The sequence below is a fragment of the Caballeronia sp. INDeC2 genome, assembly GCF_023631325.1.
GTDB lineage: Bacteria > Pseudomonadota > Gammaproteobacteria > Burkholderiales > Burkholderiaceae > Caballeronia.
This window is the reverse complement of the sequence record NZ_JALQDG010000030.1, coordinates 1-22852: the sequence shown is the minus strand read 5'-3', so window position 1 is coordinate 22852 and position 22852 is coordinate 1. Positions and strand designations below refer to the sequence as shown.

The 22852-nt window shown below is 65.8% G+C and carries 24 protein-coding genes; 11 read left to right on the top strand and 13 right to left on the bottom strand.

What is annotated here, in order from left to right:
* Nucleotides 1-44: 44 nt before the first annotated feature.
* Nucleotides 45-1100, top strand: coding sequence for an NAD(P)/FAD-dependent oxidoreductase (locus tag NCS28_RS18535; protein ID WP_250515221.1), 1056 nt, complete (start codon nucleotides 45-47; stop codon nucleotides 1098-1100).
* Entirely contained in the window at nucleotides 1097-1807 is a 711-nt protein-coding gene (locus tag NCS28_RS18530; protein WP_250515220.1) for an extensin-like domain-containing protein, read from the top strand. Before NCS28_RS18535 ends, NCS28_RS18530 begins: the two co-directional genes overlap by 4 nt.
* Before the next feature lies 1 nt (nucleotide 1808).
* On the opposite strand, the gene NCS28_RS18525 is transcribed toward NCS28_RS18530, so the two are convergent.
* Nucleotides 1809-2498 (bottom strand): HD domain-containing protein, encoded by a 690-nt coding sequence (locus NCS28_RS18525; protein ID WP_250515219.1) that lies wholly within the window; start codon nucleotides 2496-2498, stop codon nucleotides 1809-1811.
* Between the two features lie 186 nt (nucleotides 2499-2684).
* Between NCS28_RS18525 and NCS28_RS18520 the strand changes: the two genes are divergently transcribed.
* Both NCS28_RS18520 and NCS28_RS18515 read left to right on the top strand, forming a co-directional pair.
* Nucleotides 2685-3644, top strand: a complete 960-nt coding sequence (locus NCS28_RS18520) for a GlxA family transcriptional regulator (protein WP_250515218.1) — start codon at nucleotides 2685-2687, stop codon at nucleotides 3642-3644.
* 124 nt (nucleotides 3645-3768) lie between these two features.
* The gene (locus NCS28_RS18515) at nucleotides 3769-4272 is read left to right on the top strand and encodes a hypothetical protein (protein ID WP_250515217.1); all 504 of its coding nucleotides are present in this window, start codon (nucleotides 3769-3771) and stop codon (nucleotides 4270-4272) included.
* Between the two features lie 7 nt (nucleotides 4273-4279).
* On the opposite strand, the gene NCS28_RS18510 is transcribed toward NCS28_RS18515, so the two are convergent.
* A complete protein-coding gene (locus NCS28_RS18510; RefSeq protein ID WP_250515216.1) occupies nucleotides 4280-4573 on the bottom strand; it encodes a hypothetical protein in 294 nt (97 codons plus the stop codon).
* 231 nt (nucleotides 4574-4804) lie between these two features.
* Here NCS28_RS18510 and NCS28_RS18505 point away from each other — a divergent pair, with 231 nt between their 5' ends.
* The 3 genes from NCS28_RS18505 (at nucleotide 4805) to NCS28_RS18495 (ending at nucleotide 6602) form a co-directional block, all read left to right on the top strand.
* Nucleotides 4805-5422 (top strand): OmpW/AlkL family protein, encoded by a 618-nt coding sequence (locus NCS28_RS18505; protein ID WP_250515534.1) that lies wholly within the window; start codon nucleotides 4805-4807, stop codon nucleotides 5420-5422.
* A 207-nt stretch (nucleotides 5423-5629) separates the two neighbouring features.
* The gene (locus NCS28_RS18500) at nucleotides 5630-6190 is read left to right on the top strand and encodes a hypothetical protein (RefSeq protein WP_250515215.1); all 561 of its coding nucleotides are present in this window, start codon (nucleotides 5630-5632) and stop codon (nucleotides 6188-6190) included.
* Nucleotides 6191-6203: 13 nt separating this feature from the next.
* Nucleotides 6204-6602 (top strand): GFA family protein, encoded by a 399-nt coding sequence (locus NCS28_RS18495; RefSeq protein WP_250515214.1) that lies wholly within the window; start codon nucleotides 6204-6206, stop codon nucleotides 6600-6602.
* Between the two features lie 16 nt (nucleotides 6603-6618).
* Here NCS28_RS18495 and NCS28_RS18490 read toward each other — a convergent pair whose 3' ends face one another.
* On the bottom strand, nucleotides 6619-7629 hold the full coding sequence (locus NCS28_RS18490) for a zinc-binding alcohol dehydrogenase family protein (RefSeq protein ID WP_250515213.1): 1011 nt from the start codon (nucleotides 7627-7629) through the stop codon (nucleotides 6619-6621).
* Between the two features lie 173 nt (nucleotides 7630-7802).
* On the opposite strand from NCS28_RS18490, the gene NCS28_RS18485 reads away from it, so the two are divergent.
* The gene (locus tag NCS28_RS18485; RefSeq protein ID WP_250515212.1) at nucleotides 7803-8633 is read left to right on the top strand and encodes an NAD-dependent protein deacetylase; all 831 of its coding nucleotides are present in this window, start codon (nucleotides 7803-7805) and stop codon (nucleotides 8631-8633) included.
* Between the two features lie 8 nt (nucleotides 8634-8641).
* Here NCS28_RS18485 and NCS28_RS18480 read toward each other — a convergent pair whose 3' ends face one another.
* Complete coding sequence (locus tag NCS28_RS18480) at nucleotides 8642-9901, bottom strand: aminotransferase class V-fold PLP-dependent enzyme (RefSeq protein ID WP_250515211.1); 1260 nt, start codon at nucleotides 9899-9901, stop codon at nucleotides 8642-8644.
* A 258-nt stretch (nucleotides 9902-10159) separates the two neighbouring features.
* Here NCS28_RS18480 and NCS28_RS18475 point away from each other — a divergent pair, with 258 nt between their 5' ends.
* Nucleotides 10160-11827, top strand: coding sequence for a methyl-accepting chemotaxis protein (locus NCS28_RS18475; protein ID WP_250515210.1), 1668 nt, complete (start codon nucleotides 10160-10162; stop codon nucleotides 11825-11827).
* A gap of 7 nt (nucleotides 11828-11834) precedes the next feature.
* On the opposite strand, the gene acuI is transcribed toward NCS28_RS18475, so the two are convergent.
* The 5 genes from acuI to NCS28_RS18450 all read right to left on the bottom strand — a co-directional run bounded on the left by acuI (nucleotide 11835) and on the right by NCS28_RS18450 (nucleotide 15113).
* Entirely contained in the window at nucleotides 11835-12833 is a 999-nt protein-coding gene (gene acuI, locus NCS28_RS18470) for an acrylyl-CoA reductase (NADPH) (protein ID WP_250515209.1), read from the bottom strand.
* A gap of 59 nt (nucleotides 12834-12892) precedes the next feature.
* Complete coding sequence (locus tag NCS28_RS18465) at nucleotides 12893-13330, bottom strand: PRC-barrel domain-containing protein (protein ID WP_250515208.1); 438 nt, start codon at nucleotides 13328-13330, stop codon at nucleotides 12893-12895.
* Between the two features lie 169 nt (nucleotides 13331-13499).
* Nucleotides 13500-13715: a hypervirulence associated TUDOR domain-containing protein gene (locus NCS28_RS18460; protein ID WP_250515207.1), complete on the bottom strand. Its 216-nt coding sequence runs from the start codon at nucleotides 13713-13715 to the stop codon at nucleotides 13500-13502.
* Between the two features lie 56 nt (nucleotides 13716-13771).
* A complete protein-coding gene (locus NCS28_RS18455; protein ID WP_250515206.1) occupies nucleotides 13772-14194 on the bottom strand; it encodes a DUF1810 domain-containing protein in 423 nt (140 codons plus the stop codon).
* Nucleotides 14195-14204: 10 nt separating this feature from the next.
* Nucleotides 14205-15113 carry an aldo/keto reductase gene (locus NCS28_RS18450; protein WP_250515205.1) on the bottom strand — a complete coding sequence of 303 codons (909 nt, stop codon included), beginning with the start codon at nucleotides 15111-15113 and terminating at the stop codon, nucleotides 14205-14207.
* A gap of 230 nt (nucleotides 15114-15343) precedes the next feature.
* Between NCS28_RS18450 and NCS28_RS18445 the strand changes: the two genes are divergently transcribed.
* Entirely contained in the window at nucleotides 15344-16600 is a 1257-nt protein-coding gene (locus NCS28_RS18445) for a glycosyltransferase family 9 protein (protein ID WP_250515204.1), read from the top strand.
* On the opposite strand, the gene NCS28_RS18440 is transcribed toward NCS28_RS18445, so the two are convergent.
* The 3 genes from NCS28_RS18440 to NCS28_RS18430 are packed head-to-tail and all read right to left on the bottom strand — an operon-like array spanning nucleotide 16560 to nucleotide 19931.
* Nucleotides 16560-18329, bottom strand: coding sequence for a chloride channel protein (locus tag NCS28_RS18440; protein WP_250515533.1), 1770 nt, complete (start codon nucleotides 18327-18329; stop codon nucleotides 16560-16562). The two genes, NCS28_RS18445 and NCS28_RS18440, sit on opposite strands and share 41 nt — an antisense overlap.
* Before the next feature lie 13 nt (nucleotides 18330-18342).
* On the bottom strand, nucleotides 18343-18753 hold the full coding sequence (locus NCS28_RS18435; RefSeq protein WP_250515532.1) for a MarR family winged helix-turn-helix transcriptional regulator: 411 nt from the start codon (nucleotides 18751-18753) through the stop codon (nucleotides 18343-18345).
* A 23-nt stretch (nucleotides 18754-18776) separates the two neighbouring features.
* On the bottom strand, nucleotides 18777-19931 hold the full coding sequence (locus NCS28_RS18430; RefSeq protein ID WP_250515203.1) for an HPP family protein: 1155 nt from the start codon (nucleotides 19929-19931) through the stop codon (nucleotides 18777-18779).
* A 199-nt stretch (nucleotides 19932-20130) separates the two neighbouring features.
* Between NCS28_RS18430 and NCS28_RS18425 the strand changes: the two genes are divergently transcribed.
* Nucleotides 20131-22002 (top strand): DUF3857 domain-containing transglutaminase family protein, encoded by a 1872-nt coding sequence (locus NCS28_RS18425; protein WP_250515202.1) that lies wholly within the window; start codon nucleotides 20131-20133, stop codon nucleotides 22000-22002.
* A 3-nt stretch (nucleotides 22003-22005) separates the two neighbouring features.
* On the opposite strand, the gene NCS28_RS18420 is transcribed toward NCS28_RS18425, so the two are convergent.
* Nucleotides 22006-22852 (bottom strand): formylglycine-generating enzyme family protein (locus NCS28_RS18420; RefSeq protein WP_250515201.1); only part of this gene is annotated, 847 nt, incomplete at its 5' end.

The following is a 22852-nucleotide window of genomic DNA, read 5'->3' as shown; positions in this document are numbered from 1 at the left end:
ATCGTGACCTGAAGAATGCAGCAGCCACAGGAAGCGAGCAGAAAATGAAACCCCAAAGCGAAGCAACCAAAACCGACGTGTTGATCATAGGCGCCGGCCCCGTAGGCTTATTCGCCGCCTTCGAGGCAAACGTAATCGGGCTCACATGCCAGATCGTCGACACGCTCGGCCGCATCGGCGGGCAATGCATCGAGCTTTATCCCGACAAGCCCATCTACGACATCCCCGCGATCCCTTCATGCACCGCGCGCGAGCTCGTCGATCGCCTGCTCGAGCAGATTCGCCCCTTCGACGTCCCGATCCATCTCGATCAACGCGTGCAATCCGTCACGCAACGCGAAAACGATCATCGCTGGACCGTGACGACCGAACACGGCATGACGTTCGACTGCGCCGCGATCCTCATCGCAGCCGGCAACGGCGCGTTCGTGCCGCAGCGGCTCCAACTGCCCGAAGCCGCGGCGCTCGAAGGCCGGGACGTGCACTACAGCGTCTCGCGCGTGGCGGATTTCGCGGACAAGGAAGTCATCGTCGCGGGCGGCGGCGATTCGGCGCTCGACTGGGCGCTCGCGTTGAAGGACATCGCGAAGAAGCTCACGCTCGTGCATCGGCGCAACGGTTTCTCGGCGGCCGCGAACTCGGTCGCGACGATGAAACGCGCCGTCGATGCAGGCGAGATGGCATTCGTCATCGGCATGATCGAATCGCTCGACGCGCCCGATAACACGCTGCGCGGCGTGCGCATCAAGCAAGTAGAAGGCTCGACTGACATCGCCGTGGACAAGATCGTCGCGCTCTACGGTCTCGTCTCCGAGCTCGGGCCGATCGCCACTTGGAATCTCGATGTGCGCGGCGGGCGCATCGAAGTGGATACGTCGAACTATGAATCTTCGCGGCCGGGCATTTTCGCGGCCGGCGATATCGCCAACTATCCGAACAAGCAGAAGCTCATTCTTTCGGGCTTCCACGAAGCGTCGCTCGCATTGCGCAAGGCCTATTCGTATGCATATCCCGAGAAGAAGCGCGTGCACGTGCATTCGAGCTATGACGCGAAGCTCGCCGAGCGCGTGAACGCCGCGCACACAACCGACGACGCGTGATCGCGCGCATCGTCGCGTGGCTGCTGCTGGCGTCGCTCGTCGGCGCGGCTGCATTCGGCTACGCGGTGTACTCGAAGCGCGTCACGCTGCCCGAGCGCTACAACCCCTTCGCCCCGCTCGACGTGCGTGCGCCGCAAGGTCCGCTCACGCGCTTCAAGTTATGGCGCACGATGCACGACGCGCAACTCTGCGACGCCGCGCTCGCGCGCTCGGGTCTCGTGTATCGCGAGATGGCCGATGCGACGGGACAGGGCGGTTGCGCGCTCAAGGACGTGGTGCGCGTCACGCAGGCCGAAGACCTGCGCGTCAGTTCGCCGTTTCTCGCGACGTGTCCGCTCGCGCTCGGCATCGCCTATTTCGAGCATCAGTATCTTCAGCCCGCCGCGCTCGATATATACGGCGAGCGCGTCGCGCGCATCGAGCATGTCGGCAGCTATGCGTGCCGCAACGTGAACCATCAGCAGGACGCCGCGCTGAGTCAGCACGCGAGCGCGAACGCCATCGACCTGACAGGATTCGTGCTCGATGACGGACGCCGCATCACGCTCGCGCGCTGGGACGATACGGCCTCGCCCGATGGACAGTTCCTGCGCCGCGTTCACGAAGGCGCGTGCCGTTCATTCGCGACCACGCTCGGCCCCGATTACAACGCGCTGCACGCAACGCACTTTCACGTCGACATGGGCCCGTACCGCATGTGCCGATGATCTACGCGTGACGATGCGCCGGATCGCGGCACGTCGCATGATCGTGAGGCTGATCGTTCCACGCCGAACCGAGAATGATGCTGCAGAAGTTGAGCCGCCTGTAGTTCGGGTCTTTCAACGCGAGCACGTCGGCCTTGACGTTGCCGAACGTCGATTCGGGTTTTCCGATCGTGCCTTTGGCGAATGCATCGATGATGCCTTCCTTGAAGTTCGCCTCGCGCGGATGCGCCGCGACCACGAGGCGCCGCTGATCCGCGCTGAACTCGTCGTACTCGAGACCGAGCACGTCCATCTCGACGCCCGCCGTGACCAGCGCGACCACCGGCTTCTTGTGCTGCGGAATGCCGGGCGTCGTATGCAGCGCGATCGCGTCCCACACCTGCTCGATCTCGTATTCGCCGATGCCATGCTGACGCAGGAAATCGCGCGCCGCGTTCGCGCCATCGACCTCGAAGCGGTCGTGCGCGCTGCTGTACGCATCGGTGAGTCCCATGTCATGGAACATCGCGCCCATATACAGCAGTTCGGCATCGTATTTCAGTTGCTTGCGTTCGCCCGCGAGCGCGCCGAACAGGAACACGCGGCGCGAATGGTGATAGAGCAGATCGGGCTCGGTATCGCGCACGAGTTGCGTGGCTTCGCGCGCCATCTGGCTGTCGGGAATCCTGATGCCTGCGATGATTTCGCTCATGAGTATTGGCTCCGTGATGTAGGTCGATCGAAGACGTGGATGCGGTGCGTTGCTAAAATCGCGCAGCGCGCCGGATACCTTTAGTCTCGGCAAAACGCCTTCACGTCTCAATCGAAACGGCGCGTCGAACCCTGCCAAGTGCACGCCGTCTTCTGCCATGCGCGCTCATCACGGACCTTCCATTCGATGCGTACAGTTGCAATCGCGATCTTCCAGGGCGTGCAGGCGCTCGATGTGGCCGGTCCCGTCGACGTATTCGCGGAAGCGAACGGCTTCATTCCTTCATCGAGCGCGTATGAAATCACGCTCGTCGGTCCCGAAGAGCGCATCGTGCGCGCGTCGAACGGCACGCGGCTCGTCGCGGATCTGTCGTTCGATGAAGCGGACCGGCGCTACGGTACCGCGCTCGTCGCGGGCGGACCGGCGCTTCCCGTCGATGATCCCGATCCCCGGCTGACGGCCTGGCTCGCCGGTGTCGCCTCGCACTGCGAGCGCTACGGCTCGATTTGCACGGGCGCATTCGCGCTCGGCCACGCGGGCCTGCTCGACGGCCGCAACGTGACCACGCACTGGCAGAACGCACCGCGCCTCGCGGAGCGTTTTCCGCGCGCACGCGTCGAGCTGGATCGCATCTACATGCGCGATGGCAGGCTCGTCACGTCGGCGGGCGTGACGGCGGGTATCGATGTCGCGCTCGCGCTCGTCGCCGAAGATCACGGCGCGCAGGTCGCGCTCGCGGTGGCGAAGCGCCTCGTCGTGTTCGCGCAGCGGCGCGGCGGCCAGTCGCAATTCAGCCCGTATCTGAGCGCACCTGCCGACGAAACGTCGCCGGTCGCAAAAGTGCAGGCGTACGTGATGGAACATATCGGCGAGCGGCTGTCGGTCGCGCAACTGGCGAGCGTCGCCGGCATGAGCGGGCGCAACTTCGCGCGCGCCTTCGTGCAGCTCGCGCAGATGACGCCGCATGACTTCGTCGAACGCGCGCGCGTCGACGCGGCCCGCAACATGCTCGAAAGCAGTGACACGCCGCTGAAAACCGTCGCATACGACTGCGGTTTCGGCACGGCGGATCGCATGCGGCTCGTCTTCACGCGGCGGCTCGGTGTATCGCCGAACGACTATCGCCTGAGCTTTCGCACGCGCTAGACGAAGTGACCGGCTTGCTCGCGCGCCGACGCGTCACGCCGAGTTCGTTAAAATTCATGATGAACGCGGCATGTGCGGCAGTGCGCGCATCGCCGAATCCACCCTCGACATATCGGAACAGCGAATGACGAAACAAGAGACCGCCACGCAAGATCCCTACGAACGCCGCGCGTTGCTGCTGCATCTCGGCGACGTGCTGGAGTCGGTGTTTTGCCTGAGCCAATGCGCCGACGAATACGCGAGCATCGGCGAAGCGGTGAAGGGCAACGATGCGCTTGCAGGCTTCACGCTGCTCGGCTTCATCGACGCGAAGATGTCGCCGCGCGATTTCATCCGCCGCGCGTCGGGCGCGTTCTTCGTGTGGCCGAAAGCGCTTCTCGACGAAACGCTGAATCGGCCGCTGCTGGCCAATACTGTGAGACACGATCTCTTCGCCGACAACGCGAAGGGCTGGGACGCTTACGTGGAAGAGCGGCGTAAGGAAGTGCCGTGGTTCGGCGAGGAATTGCCGGACACGGTCGAAAGCGCGGCCCCGGCGCATGCGGCTTCTAACTCGGAGAAACAGAAGGACGAACAGCCATCGCGCTATGCGACATGGCCGTGGCCCGGCAAGCCCGCCGACGCGTAACCCGAGCCTAGGGCTTCTTGCTCATGCCGCTCGCGCCCGCATCGAAGCCGAGTCCGTTCGGCCGGTCGGGCGCGGCGCCCTTGCCCGACGACGTCTTGCCCGGCCGCGTTTTCAGTGCATCGCTGGCGTTCGCGGCGGCCGCGGCGGGCGGCGTGACGTTTTTCTCCTGATACGCGGGCGTGCTGTCGTATTCGAGTTTGTTCGGTTTTTGCTGCGCCTGCTGAGCGCTCGCCACGACGGCCAGCGTGCCGCCGAGCAGAACCCCCGTCATGCGCCCGAGTGTGCCGAGTGTGGGTCTCATCTGCTGCCTCCCTTTGTACTTTCCGACCTTTCCCTTCTTCTAGCAAAGTGCGGACCCGCCGATTGCGGCGTTCGATCGCACGCTTGTCGTTGCGCAAGCCTTGTCGCCGCTGGCGTCGCGCCCACCGTCATGCATTGAGCGCGATCAAAGGCGCGCGTGCGCCCGCCCCGGAAAATCCCCACTTTTAACGTGGGAAAGATAGAAATGAAAAAGGTCTTCGGGGCAGTGGTGATGGCATGCGCGTCCTTGTTTGCGGGCGTGGCAAACGCGGCGGGAGATGCACCTTCCAGCGATTCGATGGGCGGCATCCACGCCGGCGACGTGCTCGTGCGCCTGCGCGCGATCAGCATCCAGCCGGACGTGAGAGCGGGCGGCGCGCTCGGCACGCTCGGCGTCGACGTGAACAACGCGATCGTGCCGGAGCTCGACTTCACCTACATGATTCGCGATGAGATCGGCGTCGAGCTGATTCTCGGCACGTCGCGGCATCAGGTGACGTCGAACATCGGCGGACTGGGCGGCGTGGGCGTGCTGCCGCCGACGCTCTTGCTGCAATACCACTTCAATCATGCGGGCCGTGTGCGTCCGTACGTCGGCGCGGGCGTGAACTACACGTATTTCTACAACGACAAGCTGAAAGCGGGCGACACGCCGGTGTCGATCAAGCACAGCAGCTTCGGCCCGGCACTCCAAGCAGGCGTCGACGTGCAGGTCGCGAAGAATCTCTTCGTCAACGCGGACCTGAAGAAGATCTGGATGCGAACGAGCGCGTCGGCGGGCGGCGCCGATCTCGGCTCGCTCAAGATCGATCCGTGGGTCATCGGGCTTGGCGTCGGCATGAAGTTCTGACGCGCGGGATTCCCCGGCGAGCGTGAGTGTGCGCCGCCCCGCGTTGCGTCTGAATATTGGCGGAAGAAACCAGTGCTTCTGGCGTGGACGGTTTCGCGGTCGCGGTATCCTTGGCAACAGGCCCGGCGCAGACTCGCGCCGCTCGCGCATGCGCGCACGGCGCGGCCTGCAACGACTAATAAAACCGCATCGGGGAACTGCAAGCCAATGAGACCTTCCACTTACGCGGGAATCGCCTTGCTCGCGGCGTGCGGCGCCGCCTTCGCGCAACAGCCGCTCGCCTTGCCCGGACGCAGCCAGAGCGCGTGGCAGCAATCGGTCGATAACGCCGCCTGCTACGGCTACGCCAATCAGACAACGAAAGTGAACGTGGCGCGTGAACCGCAAACGCCGCCGCGCGATGCGCAGCGTGAAACGCGCGTCCTCACGCCGCCGCGTCCGCTCGAGCCGCCCTTGCCAGCGGGCGCGTCGGGCGCGCTCGCCGCTTCCGCTGCCGCGCCGGCATCGGGTGCATCGGCGGCGATCGCGGCGTCGAACTTGCCGCCGGGACGGGTCTCGGGTGCTTCCGGGCTGCCCGGCGCATCCGGCCCGATGCCCGGCATGCCGGCCATGCCGGCATCCATGGCGGCTGGCGCATCCGGCGCATCGGACGCAATCTATGGCGGCGACATGAAGATGCCGCCGCTGCCGCCGCCCGAGCCGCCGATGACGCGTTACTGGCGCGCCTACAGCGAGTGCATGCAGAACCGAGGCTACTTCACGCGATGAACGGAAGCGCCGCATGAACGCCCAGCCGATTCACGAAGGCGGATGCGCATGCGGCGCGGTGCGCGTGCGTGTCGCGGGCGAGCCGAAGGAAGTCAATCTCTGCCACTGCATGACGTGCCGGCGCATTCACGGCGCACCGTTCGGCGTCTATGCGATTTTTCCGCGCGACGCGTTTCACGTCTCGGGCGACACGATTGCGTGGAAAAGTTCGGCGACAGGCGAGCGGCACCATTGCCCGACGTGCGGCTCGCCGGTCTATCTGGCGTTCGACGGTATCGACGAGATCGAAGTGCCGACCGGCATCTTCGATGAAACCGGTCTTTATCCGCCGCAATACGAAATCTGGTGCAAGAGCGCCGAGCCCTGGCACGACGCGCAAGGACGGCCGCGCTTTGCACGCGGCACGCCCTGATCGAACCATCGAATCGTCAGCACTCGACGATCGCCTTCACGACGCCGGCCTTCGGATCGAGCAGCGACGCGAATCGCTCGGGCACGTCGCTCAACGTCAGGCGATGCGTGTTGAGCGCATCGGTCGGCACTTCTCCGTTGCGCATCGCCGCGAGCACGGTCTCGAAGTCCTCGGGCGTCGCGTTGCGGCTCGCGAGCAGCGTCGCTTCGCGCTTGTGGAATTCGGGATCGGCGAACGAGATGCGATCCGGCACGATCGATACCAGCACGTACTTCCCGCCATGCGCGATGAACTCGAAGCCGCGTTCCATCGCGCGTGAGTTGCCGGTCGCGTCGAAGACGACATCGAAGAATTCACCGTTCGTCAGCGCCGACAACGTCTGCTTGTCGTGCTCGCCGATCTGCACGGTGGCGTCTACTTTCAGTTCGCGCTTGCAGAACCCGAGGCGGTCCTCGCGCGTGTCGAGCGCGGTGACGTTCGCGCCGCGCAGACGCGAGAACGTGATGGCCGCCATGCCGATCGGCCCCGCGCCGACGACCAGTACGCGCTGACCCGGCTTCACGTCCGCGCGGCGCACGGCGTGCGCGCCGATCGCGAGGAATTCCACCATCGCGGCCTGATCGAGCGTGACGCCTTCGGCCTTATGGACGAATTGCGCGGGCAGATTCAAATACTCGGTGAACGCGCCGTCGCGATGCACGCCCAGCACTTGGATATTCACGCAGCAGTTGGTCTTGCCCTGACGGCACGCGATACATTCGCCGCACGAGAGATAGGGCATCACGTAGACGGTGTCGCCCGCTGTCAGGCCGCTCGCCGGGTCCGCTTCCTCGATCACGCCGGACAACTCGTGGCCCATCACGCGCGGATACGATAGATACGGCTGATTGCCGGTGAAGATGTGCAGGTCCGTGCCGCACACGCCGACGCGCTTCACGCGCAACAGCACTTCGTTCTCGCCGCGCCGCGGCTTATCGCGCTGTTCGGCTTTCAGGGTTCCGGGCGTTTCGCAGATGACGGTCAGCATGCTTTGTCTCGTGGTGTCTTTTGGATTAGGGCGTTCGACAATCTAACGATGCCCGCCGATTTGGTCAAGCCAATTTCTTTAATGTGAAAGTGGTAAGGCCAGAATCGTGGCCAGCGGCACGCGCGGTTTCGCCTTATATTGCACAAAGCAAACCCCGCAAGAAAGGATGACACGTGCAGCAGCTTCATGAATTCGTCGAGCGTCATCCGCGGCTTTTCGTGCTGTCGGGGGCGGGCATCAGCACCGAGTCGGGCATTCCCTGTTATCGCGATCGCGAAGGCCAGCGTACGGGCCGCGCGCCGATATTGCTGAAGGATTTCCTCGGCTCGGACTATGCGCGCCGCCGCTATTGGGCGCGTAGTCTCATCGGCTGGCCGGTCGTGCAGAACGCGCAGCCGAACGCCGCGCATCACGCGTTACGGGCCCTCGCGGCGCGCTCGCGGGTGCATCGGCTCGTCACGCAGAACGTCGATGGACTGCACACGCGCGCGGGCAATCCCGATGTGATCGAGCTGCACGGCAATATCGGACGGGTGCGCTGCATCGGATGCGGCGAGCGGCATACGCGCGCGGCAGTGCAGCGCATGCTCGAAACGGCGAATCCGGCGTTCGTCGGCTATACGGCGCCCGCGGTGCCCGATGGCGACGCGCATATCGAGGATCTCGACTTCGCATCGTTCGATGTGCCGGGCTGCACGCGCTGCGGCGGCGTGCTCAAGCCCGACGTGGTGTTTTTCGGGGAGAGCGTGCCGCGCACGCTCGTCGAGGACGCGGCGCGCTCGCTCGAAGCCGCCGACGCGATGCTGGTCGTCGGCTCGTCGTTGATGGTGTATTCGGGCTATCGATTTTGCGAGTGGGCCGCGAAGAGCGGCAAGCCCATCGCGGCGATCAACATCGGCAAGACGCGCGCCGATGCGCTTCTCGCGCTGAAAGTCGAAGCGCCGTGTTCGGAGGCGCTCGAACGGTTGATCGAGCGCCTCGACGCGCGGCCGGTGGCGGGCTAGCGGCCACTTCAGTTCTTAAGCTCGCGCGCGAGCGTTTCGATCCCTTCGAGCAGGCGCTGCACGTCCGACATGCGCGAGAAGAGCGCGGGCGTCACGCGCACGACTTCACCCGCATCGGGACCGGGACGCGTCACCGTGAACACGCCGAAGCGCTCGCGCAGCGCGGCGACGATCGCGTCGCAGCCGTCCTTCGTCGCGCGTCCGTGCAGCCGGAACGCGGTGATGCCGGCGGTCATCGCGGGATCGTCCGGCGTCATGATCTGCACGCCGGCAAGCGCGCCCGCCGGCTTCGCCCAGGCATCGCGCAAAGCCCGCAGGCGCGCTTCCTTCGCGTTGGCCCCGATCGACCGATGCACGTCCAGCGCCGCCGGCAGCGTGAACCACGCGGCGAAGTTCGGCGAGCCCGTATGCACGCGCGCGCGGATATCATCGGCGGGCCAGGTGCGATCGCCCAGATACGGATCGATCGACGCGACGTGTCCCTTACGGATATAGATCGCGCCGCAGCCAAGCGGCGCGCCGATCCACTTGTGCAGATTCAGCGCGGCGAACGGCGCGTTCAGATCGGGCACGTCGAAATCGAGTTGCCCCCATGAATGCGCTGCATCGACGATCACGTCCGCGCCCGCTTCCTTCGCCATCGCCGATATGTCCGCGACCGGCAGCACGAGACCCGTCGCGAAGCACACGTGCGAGAGCAGCACGAGCCGCGTGCGCGGGTGCGCGCTCAAGGCCTTGGCGTAGGTTTCGAGGACCGCTTCGCGCGTCGCCGGCTCGGGCATCGTGATGCGCACGGGCGTGACGCCGCGCCGCTCGCGCAGCCATTCCATCGCGTCCTTGCCGCACGGATAGTCGAGATCGCTGTAGAGCACGGTGTCGCCGGGCGCGAGCCGGTTGTAGCCGCCGATGAGCGCGAGCAGCGCTTCGGTCGCGTTGCGCGTCAGTTCGATTTCCTCGACCGCGCAACCCATTTCCTTCGCGACGCGCTCGCGCAAGCCCTGATACAGCGTCATCAGATGCGGGCGGATCAGCAGTGTCGTCTCGCGATTCACGCGCTCGGTCCAGTGATGGAACATCGCCTTTACCGGCTCGGTCATCGCACCCCAGAAGCCGTTCTCCAGATTGATCAGCGCGTCCGACTGGCGCCACAGGCCGCGCACCGCGTCCCAGTAACGTTCGTCGGTGGCGAGGCCGGCCGCCGGCGTAGGCGGGAGCGCCGCGAGCGCGGCTTCGAATTCGGGTATGCGGTAGTCGAGGAGATCGGGCATCGGCATCGGAAATTGATTTAGGTCGGAAATAATTACTCGAAAGCGAGGTTGTGAATGGTAACGGCATTACCGTCGGCATGGACAAAATGCGGACTAATTACATGTGTCGCCCTTCAGACCAAAAAAGGTGGGCCGTAATCAGCAGGAAGAGCGTCGCGCACACCCGGTGCGTTGAAACGCTCGCTCGCGGCGCAGGCCACGCGAAGCGGGCGCGCGACGCCGTATGTCCCTCGAACGGACCCTGAGAGAACTTAAAACATGAACCTCAAGAACGTGACGATCAAGAACAAGCTGATCGCTGGATTCGGTATTCTCGCCGTGCTGGTCGTGCTTGTGGCAGGCATGTCGCTGCGCGCGCTGTCGATTGCGACGGACGGTTTCGCGCACTATGTCAACGGTATCAACGCGCGGGCCGACGTAGCCAGTCAGATTCGCACGGCCGTCGATCGGCGGGCCATCGCCGCGCGCAATCTCGTGCTCGTCACGAAGCAGTCCGATCTCGACCTCGAAAAAGCCGACGTTTTGCGTGCGCACGAAGACGTGCAGGCGCGCTTGAAGCAACTGAACGACATGATCGCCGCCGCGACCGATACGAGCGAAAAGGCGAAGAGCCTCGTCGCCGAGATGGGGCGCGTGGAAGGCTTGTACGGGCCGGTCGCGACGAATATCGTGGGACTCGCGCTCGCGGGCAAGCGCGACGAGGCGATCCAGAAGATGGACGACGATTGCCGTCCGCTGCTCGCGCAACTGGTCAAGGCCACCGACGACTACGCGACCTACACCGCCGCGCGCCGCGACGACATCGTGCGCGAGGACGCCGCCAGCTATCAGACGCAGCGCAACGTGCTGATCGCGCTGTGCGCGGCGGCGGCGCTCTTCGCGATCGGCGCGGGCATCGCGATCACGCGTTCGATCACGACGCCCATCGGCGAAGCGGTCGGCATCGCGCAGACGGTGGCGCGCGGCGATCTGACGAGCCGCATCGTCGCGCAAACGAAGGACGAAACCGGCGACCTGCTGCGCGCGCTTGCGGCGATGAACGCGCGTCTCACCGAAACCGTGGGCCGCGTGCGCGAAAGCAGCGGCGCGGTCGGCGGCGCGGCGAAGGAGCTCGCGACCGGCAACACCGACCTGAGCCAGCGCACCGAAGAACAGGCCGCTTCCTTGCAGGAAACGGCGGCGAGCATGGAAGAACTCACGTCGACCGTGCGTCAGAACGCGGAGAACGCGCAGCAGGCGAGTTCGCTCGCGTCGAATGCATCGGATATCGCGAAGAAAGGCAGCGATGTCGTCGGCCGCGTGGTCGATACCATGAACGGCATCAGCAGCAGCTCGGACAAGATCGCGGAAATCACGGGGATCATCGAAGGCATCGCGTTCCAGACGAACATTCTCGCGCTCAACGCGGCCGTGGAAGCGGCGCGAGCGGGCGAGCAGGGCCGCGGCTTCGCGGTCGTCGCGAGCGAGGTGCGCAGCCTGGCGCAGCGTTCGTCGACGGCGGCCAAAGAGATCAAGGAGCTGATCGCGGATTCGGTAGACAAGGTGCGCGACGGTTCCGTGCTGGCGGGCGAAGCGGGCACGACGATGGCCGAAGTGACGCAGGCCGTCGCGCGCGTGACGGACATCATGCAGGAGATCGCGTCGGCGTCGGCGGAACAGGGACGCGGCATCGAGCAGGTGAATCTCGCGATCACGCAGATGGACGAAGTCACGCAGCAGAACGCGGCGCTCGTGGAAGAAGCGGCGGCGGCTGCATCGTCGCTCGAAGAGCAGGGACGCCGGCTCAACGAAGCGGTGGCGTTCTTCACGGTGGACGCGCCGGCATCGACGTTCAGGCGGGCCGTGACGAGCGTGGCGCGCGCGCCGGTTGCGAAGCAGGTCGCAGTGGCGAAGCCCGCGACCGCCGACGGCTGGAACGCGTGCTGACGCCGGATCAGGCGTTCACATCGACGATCACACGGCCCTTCACTTCGCCGCGCAGCAAGCGCGCGGCGGCCTCGGGCGCGTCGGCGAGCGCAACGGTGGTCGCGACGCTTTCGATGGTCGCGACGGGCACTTCATCGGCGATCGCCTTCCATGCCGCGATGCGCCGCTCGCGCGGCACGTAGACGCTGTCCACGCCGAGCAAAGCGACGCCGCGCAGGATGAACGGCGCGACGGACGCCGGCAGATCCATGCCTTGTGCGAGGCCGCACGCCGCGACCGCGCCGCCATAGCGCAGGCTCGCGCAGACGTTCGCGAGCGTATGACTGCCGACGCAATCGACGGCCGCCGCCCAGCGTTCCTTCTGCAGCGGCTTTCCCGGCTCCGAAAGCGTCGCGCGCTCGACGATATCCGCCGCGCCCAGCTCCCGCAGCCGCGCGGCTTCCTCGGGACGGCCCGTCGATGCGATCACGCGAAAGCCGCGCTTCGCCAGAATCGCGACGGCAAAGCTGCCGACGCCGCCGTTCGCGCCCGTCACGAGCACGTCGCCGTCCTTCGCGCTAACGCCGTGCTTTTCCAGCGCCTGCACGCACAACATCGCGGTGTAGCCCGCGGTGCCGATGGCCATCGCCTGGCGCGTCGTGATATTCGCCGGCAGCGCGATCAGATGATCGCCCGGCACGCGCGCCTTCTGCGCGAGCCCGCCCCAATGTGTTTCGCCCGCGCCCCAGCCGTTTAGCACGACCTTGTCGCCGGGCTTGTAATCCGGATTCGAACTCGTCTCGACGACGCCCGCGAAGTCGATGCCCGGCACCATCGGCCAGGTGCGCACGACCGGCGCCTTGCCGGTGATCGCGAGGCCGTCCTTGTAGTTGAGCGTGGAGAATTCGATGCGCACGAGCACGTCGCCGCCGCCGTCGCCGGATGAAGGCAGGCGCGCTTCGTCGATCGACTGAATGGACGCGACGGTGCGGTCGTCCTGTTTGTCGAGCATGAGGGCTTTGAACATCGGCGGGATCCGGTCGAGGTCAAAAGAAAGAGGCGGCGCGCGGCCGCCTCCGGCCAGGTTTAATGATGCTCGAATTCCGCGCGCGGCTTCGGCGTCGCCTTCACCTTGTTGTACTGAAACTCGGGCAGCGCCTTGATCGCGTCCTTGGTCGCGCCCGCGAGCACGAACTGGCCGTTTTTCACGTCGAGCTGATCGATGGGAATTGCGACGTCGTGACGCGCCACGCCGAGAAACTTGTTCGCCGCGATGATCGCGAACGAAACGGATTTGTCCGGCGCGACGATGATGTCGTTGATCACGCCGACGCGCTGTCCCTGATCGTTCACGACGGGCTTGTTGAGGATGGATTTTTTGATGCTCCAGCCATCGATGATGGCCGTCGATACTTCGACCGATACGCCGAGTGGCTGTGCGCCCGCGACTTGGGCGAGGGATGCCGTGGAAGTCAGGCCGAGTGCCGACGATGCAACGAGCAGTGCCACGAGTTTCGATTTCATTGGTTCGATTCCTCAAAGGATTGGGCAAACCGGTTCAATGGAAATGCGCGATTCAAGCTTCCAGCGCGGTAGAAGTTTGAACGTTAATCGTGGTTTCTGCAGGAACGGTGTCGGGTTGCGCCGCGCGCACTGCAATAGTGCGAACGTGCGGCGCTTCGCGTTGACGGATTCAGTGCGTCAGACGCGTGAGCGCGGCGCCCTTGTGGACGGCGCGCTTGCCGCTCTTGTCGCTTTCGACTTCGAAGTGGGGATCGTCGCGCGACGCATTGACGGTATGGCCGTCGAGCGTCGTGCGCTCGGTGAGGATGCGCACGATATGCCCCGTCGTCTCGCCTTGCGGCGTGTTCCAGCGGACGTGATCGTGCAGCTTGAAGGACTTGCTCATGGCGCTTCGCTCCTGAAGGATGTGGACGTTTCAGGGACGTGCAACCACCATGCCCGTCATTGCAGGCGCGCGAGCGTGGCATCGTCGGCGTGGCCGTCGAAATAGCGGCGCAGCGCTTCCTGGAAGACTTCGGCGTCGTCGGCGGTGTGCGCGAAAAGGGTCATCGACGAATGAAATTTCATGTCGTCCGGATAGCCGAAGATCTCCCCGGCGCCGCGCCCCTTTACGCCGTTGACGATGCGCGTCAGCTCGACGAGCCGCGCGCCCAGCACGGCATGCGCGAGATAGGCACGGGCCTCGTCGCGCGACGAAATCGCGTAGTGCTGCGCCATCGCGCTGTGCCCGAGGCCGGCGATCTGCGGGAACACGAACCACATCCAGTGCGTGCGCTTGCGGCCGGCGGAGAGTTCGGCGCGCACATCGTCGATGACGCTCGCCTGTGCATCGACGAAACGCTGCAGGTTGTAGGGATCGTTCATGGTTTGCTCCTTATGCGACCGCGACAGCGATGCGCTGTCTCAGCGCCTCGTCGGGAAAGATACCGACGCCCGCGCGCGCGTTGTCGATCATGTATTCGGGCCGTCCCGTGCCGGGAATCACGCAGGTCACGGCGGCGTTGCCCAGGACGAATTTCAGCAGAAGCTGTGCCCACGACGCGCAGCCGAGTTCCTGCGCGAACGCGGGCAGGGGCCGGTCGCGCAGACTCGCGAGCAGCGATCCTCCGCCGAACGGCTGATTCACGATCACCGCGACGCCCCGTTCGGCGGCGAGCGGCAGGAGGCGCGCTTCGGCGTCGCGGTCGTTGGCAGCGTAGTTGATCTGCACGAAATCGACGCGTTCGGAACGCAGCACCGCCTCGACCTGGGCAAACGCGCTCGACGTGTAGTGCGTGACGCCGATATAGCGGATCTTGCCGGCGGCTTTCCACTCGCGCAGGGTGGCGAGATGCGTGCGCCAGTCGAGCAGATTGTGAATCTGCATGAGGTCGATGCGACCGGTCCGCCACAGGCGCATCGACTGCTCCATCTGCGCGATGCCGGCCGCGCGTCCGTCGGTCCAGACCTTGGTAGCGATGAACGCCTTGTCGCGCGTGTGCGATTGCGCGAGCAGCGCGCCCGCGACGGCTTCGGAGGAACCGTACATCGGCGATGAATCGATCACCGAGCCGCCCGCAGCGAACAGCGCGTGCAGCACGTCGGCGAGTTCGCGGCGGCGGGCTGCGTCGTCGTCCACGTCGAAGGTGCGCCAGGTGCCGCAGCCGACGACGGGCAGAGGCTCGCCCGTCGAGGGGATGGGACGTTTGTGCATGGCTTGGGCGGGCTGCGGTTCGGCGGCTTCGGCTGCGCGGGCGGCGAGCGCGGCGGCGGTGACGCGGAGGAAGTCGCGGCGGGTGGTCATGGTCGGTCGGCGCGAGTCGCGCGATTGGGCTGTTGAAAGGGCATATCGCGATCTCTGCTCGATGGCGCCGGTTCGATTCTTTCGCTCCGGGAAACGGGCGATGACGCAACTTGGTTTCCATCCCCGGGCCGCCGCGCCTACCTTGAAGCTATGTTTTTTTGCGTTTCGGACCTCTTGAACAAGTAGCATACCCGCCCGTCGCCAGCCACTTCTGACAAGAACAGTCTGTCATGACCCACCACAACGATCTGCAAACCATGGAGCCGCTGCAACTGGTCCGCGCGCTCCGACTCGCCGGCCGCGCCGCCGAAGCCCGCGCCCTAGCCGCGCGGTTGTCCGCCTCCGATGATTCCGGCTGCTGGATCGGCCAGTTGGGTATCGACTTGAGCTTTGTCGGCCTGCACGAGGAAGCCGAGAAACACCTGAAGCGCGCGTTAGCGGACGAGTCCATGTCTCAGGTCAATCGCTACATCATCGGCGAAGAGCTCTCGATCGTGCAATTCATCCTCGGCACGTATCACGAAGCGAACGAGCGACACCGCATGATTCGCGGCCCGGCGTACGCCGAAGCCTTCCGTCAACTCATTCTGGAAAGTCATCCCGTTTGGAAGGATGTCGTGGCGGACGATTTTCTCGGCATGGACGAACCCGTCGCGGGCAAGCGGATATTCATCTGTGCGGAAGGCGGGTTCGGCGACTTCGTGCAGTTTTCGCGATACATCGATCTGCTGCTTCGCGAAGGGGCGCGCGCGGTCGTCCTGGAGCAGCTTCCGGGATGGGAAGCGATTTTCCGCCAAAGCGACGAGGTGACGCTAGTGATGGCGACGGTGGAACAGCGCGCCATCGAAATCGAGCGCTGCAATCGCATCACTTTCGGCTTCAGTCTTTACTCGCGATACCAGCGCTCGCCATATTTCCCGGCGGTGAATCCCGCAGCGCGCATCGCCGTCGATCCGGCCAAGGTGTTGTCGGATGAGGCGAGCGCGCATTTGAGCGTCGAAACCACACTCCCGAGAGTGGGCCTGATCTGGAAAAGTTCGAGCGGCGTGCGTCACGAGCCGTATCGGTCGATGCCGCTGGAACGCCTCGAATCCGTGCTGTCCAGCGGCGCCTGCCGTTTTTATTCGCTGCAGGTAGGCGAGATCGGCGAAGCAGAACGCGCCGTCATGAACCGTCACGGCGTGATCGACATGGCGCCGCATCTTTCGACCTTCGGCGACACCGCCCGCGTGCTCGAAAAGCTCGACCTGCTCATCACCGTCGACACGGGCCCGGCGCATCTGGCCGGCGCGCTGAATCGCCCCGTGTGGGTCTTGCTGGCGCAGGCATGCGATTCACGCTGGCTCGACTGTCAGCGCTTCACGCCGTGGTATCCGTCGATGCGTCTTTATCGACAGACCGAGCTGGGCGAGTGGGCGCAGCCGCTTGCCGAAATGACCGCCGATCTCAGTGCTTTCTCAAAGCCGTCGTCCGCCGAAAGCCCCTGAACCGTTCCCTCCGATGTTCCTCGTCGAAGTGCGCGCGCGCGGGCTTGACGAGATCGCTGCGCGACACGATGCCGACGAGCCGCAGCGACTGCTTGTCGGCGACCACGGGCAGGCGCTCCAGTTCGTTCACGGCGAGGCGCGTCGCAGCGAGCCGGCACGGCTCTCCCGGCAGCGCGAAGACCGGCGCGCCGGACTGAAGCCGCTCCAACGCCTCGCCGATGCTCGTCTGCGCTTCGTTGAACGTTCCAAGCGCCCCTCGATCCAGCATCCCGACGAGCACGCCGTCACGCACCACCGGATAAGCGCGATGCGCCTGCCGCGGTCCGAAGTGCTTCACGAGCACGTCGCTCAAGGGCGTGGCGGCGTCGATGGTCTGCACGTCGCGCGTCATGACTTCATCGACGTGATGGCGCTCCAGCGGATCCACGCCGTATTCCCGATAGATGTGATAGCCGCGCCGCGCGATCTTCTCGGTCATGATCGAGCGCTTCATCACGACGGTCGCGAAACCGTGCGCGACGAGCGTCGCGGCGAGCAACGGCAACAGCGCGTTCGCATCGTGCGTGAGGCCGAACGCGAAGACGATCGCGGTGAGCGGTGCGCCCAGCGTCGCGCCGAGCGTCGCGGCCATGCACACGAGCGGCCAGAGCGCGGCGTCGTGGCCCGGCAGGATCGCGCCGAGCACGGTGCCCAGACCCGCGCCCAGCATCAGGAGCGGCGCGAGCACGCCGCCCGAGGTCCCAGAGGCGAGCGCGGCGACCCAGATGATCGCCTTCACGGCAAGGATCGACAGCGCCACCTGAATCGCGATGTGCTGATGCAAGAGATCGCCGATCACGTCATAGCCCACGCCGAGCGCGCGCGGCTCGATATACCCGCCGATGCCGACGAACACCGCGCCGATCGCGGGCCACCACATCCAGTGGATCGGCAGCTTGCCGAACACGTCCTCCAGCTTGTAGAGCGCCGCCGACAGCCCCGACGCCAGCGCGCCCGACAGCAACCCCGCAACGAGGCACGAAAGCAGCGAGATCATCTGCGGCGGCTGGGTTTCGAGCGGAAAGAGCGCGCCCGTACCGAACACCGCCGCGCGCGCGAAACCCGCGACGGCGCACGCGAGCGCGACCGGCAGAAAGCTGCGCGGCCGCCATTCGAAGAGCAGCAGTTCCACCGCGAGCAAAACCGCCGCGACCGGCGTGCCGAACACGGCGGTCATGCCCGCCGCCGCGCCCGCGACGAGCAGCGTCTTGCGCTCGGCGGCCGTCACGTCGACACATTGCGCGATCAGCGAGCCGAGCGCGCCCCCCGTCATGATGATCGGACCTTCCGCGCCGAACGGCCCGCCGCTGCCGATTACGATGCCCGACGACAACGGCTTCAGAATCGCCACCTTCGGCGACATGCGGCTCTTGCCGAACAGGATCGCCTCGATCGCTTCGGGGATGCCGTGGCCGCGAATCTTCTCCGAGCCGAAGCGCGCCATCATCCCGACGATCAGTCCGCCGATCACCGGAATCGCGATCACCCAAGCCCCGAGCGTATTGAGCGCGGGCGAGCGGTCCTCGACCGATAACGTGCCGAAGAAAAACAGATTCGTGAAGAGATGGATGAGCCCGAGCAGCAGCACGGCCGCGAGCGTGGCGATCCCGCCGATGACCGCGGCGAGCCCGCAAATCTTCAGCAGCCGGTCGTTGACCGAAAAGTCGCGTTTGTGATGGTCCAAGGTCAGCGCTCCATGAGATTCAAAGATCGATGCGCGGGACGCGAAACGCGCCTTCGAGCGACTTCAACTCCGCGCGATGCAGCGCGGCGAGCCGTTCGAGCACGTCTTCGCCGCGCGCTTCGAGATGCACTTGCACCTGACGGCGATCCTCGTCGCTCGGCGCGCGGCGCACGAGTCCGGCCGCCTCGCAGCGCGTGACGAGCGCCACCACGCCGTGATGGTGCGATTGCAGCCGTTCGGCGAGTTCACCGACCGTCGCCCAGTCGCGACCCGGATAGCCCTTGATATGCAGAAGCAGCAGATACTGCAGCGGCGTGATGCCTTCGCCCTGCGCGGCGCGCTCGGAGAAGCGTTCGAAGCGGCGCATCTGATAGCGGAATTCGGACAACTGCTCGAAGTCCGGCTTGTGGAGTTTGCGAGAGGTGTTCATCGGATTCCAGTCGGCGTAGCGATTCACGCGCTTTTGCGCTCGCCCGCGGACGCTTGTCGATAGAGGCCGGAGATCAGGTCGGTTTCGGTGATCATGCCCGCAAGCTGATCGTGCGCGCCGACCACCGGAATGTGGTGATGCCCCAAGTGCGCGAACATCGGCACCAGTTCGGCGATGGCGGTGTGCGTCTTCACGGTGCGCACGTCGGTGGTCATCAGCGAGGCGACGAGCGGCGGCGTCGTCGACGGGCCGCGCATCAAGCGCTCGATCCCGCGCTTCATGCCCTCGACGATGCCGCCGCGGCGCACCGGCGCCAGATCCGCGCGGGTGACGATGCCGCACACGCGGCGCGTCGCGTCGAGCACCGGCAGCGCCTTCACCTGATGCCTGTCGATGAGCGCGAGCGCCGCCTGCGCGCTCGTATCGGGCGTCACGGAGACGATTGCGCGCGACATGATGTCCGCGCACGTGAACTCGGTGAAACGGCGCGCATAGGCCTGCAACTGCGTCTCGCGAAGGAGCGCTTCGAGATCGTCCGGATCGACGTCGAGCAATTCGCTGCGCCGCGACAGCACGGCTTCGAGATCGGCGCGCGAAAACGACGCGGCGCCGGGCGGCGCGCTCGCGGGTTGCGGCGCGGCGTGGCCGTGCGGATACCGATGGCCCGTCAGCGCATGAAACACGATCGCCGACGCAAGCAGCGCGACCGACTGGAGCGCCACCGGCGCGATCACGAAGCCGAAGCCGAGCGCATGAATCGACGGTCCCCCGAGCACGGCGGTCAGCGCGACCGCGCCCGAAGGCGGATGCACGCAGCGCAGCGCGAACATCGCGCAGATCGCGAGACAGACGGCGAGCGCGGCGGCGTCGATCGGATCGTGGACGAGCATCGCGCAGGCGACGCCGACCGTCGCCGACACGATGTTCCCGCCGATGATCGACCACGGTTGCGCGAGCGGACTCGCGGGCACGGCGAAGAGCAGCACGGCGGAGGCGCCCATCGGCGCGATGAGAAAGGGCATCGCCGATGCATCGCCGAGCATGAGACGCGCGAGCCCGCCCGTCAGCGCAATGCCGATCAGCGCGCCCAGACCCGCGCGCAGCCGCTCGGCCCAGCGCAGCGTGACCGGAGCGGGAAGAAAGCCATGCAGCCAGCGAAGCAATGCGATACGCGTCACTTTTTCAGCGTTCCGGAAGAGTCAGTGGAGGGTCACACTGGCACGCCGGAGCGATGGCGCGAAAGCAAGCGTGCGACAATCTCGAAATTATATCGCAATATGATACAAATTGTCGCATGCTGCGATCTGTCGCGGCGAAACGGGCGTGCGCGTCCTCCTGTACGATGAGTTTTCTCCCGTGCGGCGCGGACTCTTCCCTATGGCTCGTCGCTTCATTCTCGCTTTGGCGTGCGTCATCGCCGGCGTGTGCGCATGGTCGTGCGCCGTCGCCGCGACGGACGACGATCCCTCGACCATCGTCGGCGACGTTCACGCGTTCGTCGTCGCCGCTGATGGTTCCCTAACCGAAGACGACGCCGTCGTGCTGCGCGCGAATACGTCGGCGGGCGTCGACGAGATCGCGCAGCGCTACGTCTGGTACGACAAGAGCGTGTCGAAGGTGGATATCGTCGAGGCCTATTCGGTCGATGCGAACGGCGCGCGCCACGACGTCTCTCCCGATCAGATCCGCGACATCCAGGAGCCGCGCTCGGCGGGCGCGCCGACGTTTCAGGACGCGAAACTGCGCGCGATCATCTTTCCGGCGGTGGGCGTCGGCTCGACGGTGCATCTGCGCTCGCGCAAAAGCCAGGCGGCGGCGGTGATTCCCGGGCAGTTCAACTATTACGTCGATCCGGGGCAACGGCCCGTGTTGCAGCAGCGGCTTATCTTCGATCTGCCCGCGGACAAGCCGCTTTATGCCGATGCGCGCGGCTACATCGCCGAGCCGCCCGTCACGGAGAACGGCCGCACGCGTTATGCGTTCACCTATCGGCGGGAGCGTATCGCGCGCATCGAAAGCGGCTCGGTGGGTTACGCGCAGTACGGCGACCGTCTGATGGTCACGACCTTTCCCGATTACGCGAGTTTTGCGAAAAGTTATCGTGATGCCGCCGCGGACCCCGGCGCGAGCGATCCCGCCATCCGCGCGCTCGCGCAATCTCTCACGCAGAACGACGCCGACCACCGCGCGAAAGCCCGGACGCTCTACGACTGGGTGCGTCATTCGATCCGCTACGTCGCGATGTTCATCGGTCAGAGTCCCGCCGTGCCGCATCGCGTGACCGACGTGCTCGCGAACCGCTACGGCGATTGCAAGGATCACGTCGCGCTCTACGGCGCGCTGCTCGATGCCGTCGGCATTCGCAACGAGCCCGCGCTGATCGGCCTCGGCTCGGTCTATACGCTGCCGTCGGTTCCGGGATACGGGGCAGGCGCGATCAATCACATCGTCACGTGGCTGCCGGATCTGAACATGTACGCGGACAGCACGGCGTCGAGCGTCGAGTTCGGCTTCCTTCCGCTCGCCGACATGGACCGTCCCGCGCTCCTCGTGAACAGCGGCGTGCTCGCCCGCACGCCCGCGACGCAGCCGCTCGCGCGCACGGCGCGTTTGCAGATCGAGGTCGCGCCGCAAGGCGAGGCGAGCTTCGCCTACTGGGTCGAGGATGCGGGATGGAGCGCCGAGATCGAGCGGATGAACCTGCGGCTCGCGAACGCCCAGCGGCGCGACCAGATCGCGGCGGACCGGCTGCGCTTCACGAACCTGCGCGGCGCGGGCGCACTGACGACGAGCGATGTCGATGCAACCGGCGGCCCCTTCGCGACGACCCTGCGCGGCACGCTCGACGATGTCGTCTGGCCGACCGGCACGACGGCATTGCCCGCGCTTTCGAGCCTCTCGGGCGGCATCGCGACGGCGACGGGCAACTGGCTCGCCGAGCGCACGCGCACACAGCCGTATCTGTGCATCGGCGGCACGTTCGACGAGGTCTCGCAAATCATGCTCCCGAAGACGATGCGCGTGGCCGAGGTGCCCGCCGATCAGGATCTGACGAGCGATTTCTTTCGCTACCGCTCGCGCTATCTCTTCGATCCGTCGACCAACGTCGTGCAGATTTCGCGCACGCTCGACGCGCGCTTCGGCAAGCAGGTCTGCACGCCCGACGAGTTTCGCGCGGCGCTTCCCGCGCTCAAGACGATCGAGCGTGATGCGCAGGCGCAGATCATCGTGAAGGCCGCTGGCCGATGAACTTCATTCCATGTCCCGCGCGACGCGAAAGCCGTTCTGCGATTGCCGCACGCTCGAACTGTATTTGAAGCGCGTCGCCGACTGCATGTAGGCCGCGCCCTCGCGCCACGAGCCGCCGCGAATCACGCGCACGGAGCACGACGGATCGTCCCAGGCGCGGCCATCGACGGGCGCGTTCTTGTACGAGCTATGCCAGCAATCGGCGACCCATTCCCAGACGCTGCCGTTCATGTCGTACAGGCCATAGGGATTCGCCGCGAACGATCCGACGGACGTCGGCGCGTCGGGCTTGTACGGATCGCCGCAATCCTTGCAGTCGGCCGTGCCTTTCTTCATCTGATCGCCCCACCAGTACGTGGACTGCGTGCCGCCGCGCGCGGCGTATTCCCATTCCGCTTCGGTCGGCAGGCGATACGGCTTGCCGCCCACCTTGCTCAGCCATTTGACGTAGACCTGCGCGTCGTCCCAGCTCACGTTGCGCATCGGCGTATTGCCGGGCGACGGTGCGGCCGACTCGCCGTCGGCGGCGACGCGCGTGCACGCGCCCGCATCGGCGCAGGCGTTCCACTGCTCGACGGTGACTTCGTATTTGCCGATGGCGAACGCACGCCCGATCGATACCCGATGCGGCGGCTTCTCGGCGGGATCGTCGTTGTTGCTGCCCATCGTGAAGCTGCCGGACGAGAGCGGAATCAGCACGGGGCACGACGGGCAATCCTTGATCTCGCCGCCGCTCGCCTTCTTCGCGGGGGGGTTGGTGGTGATGGCGGCGGGCGGCGCGGCGGTGACTGCGGCGGGCGCGGCCGGCGGCGGGCTCGGGCGCGCCTTCTCCGGCGCGGCGGCGGTGGCC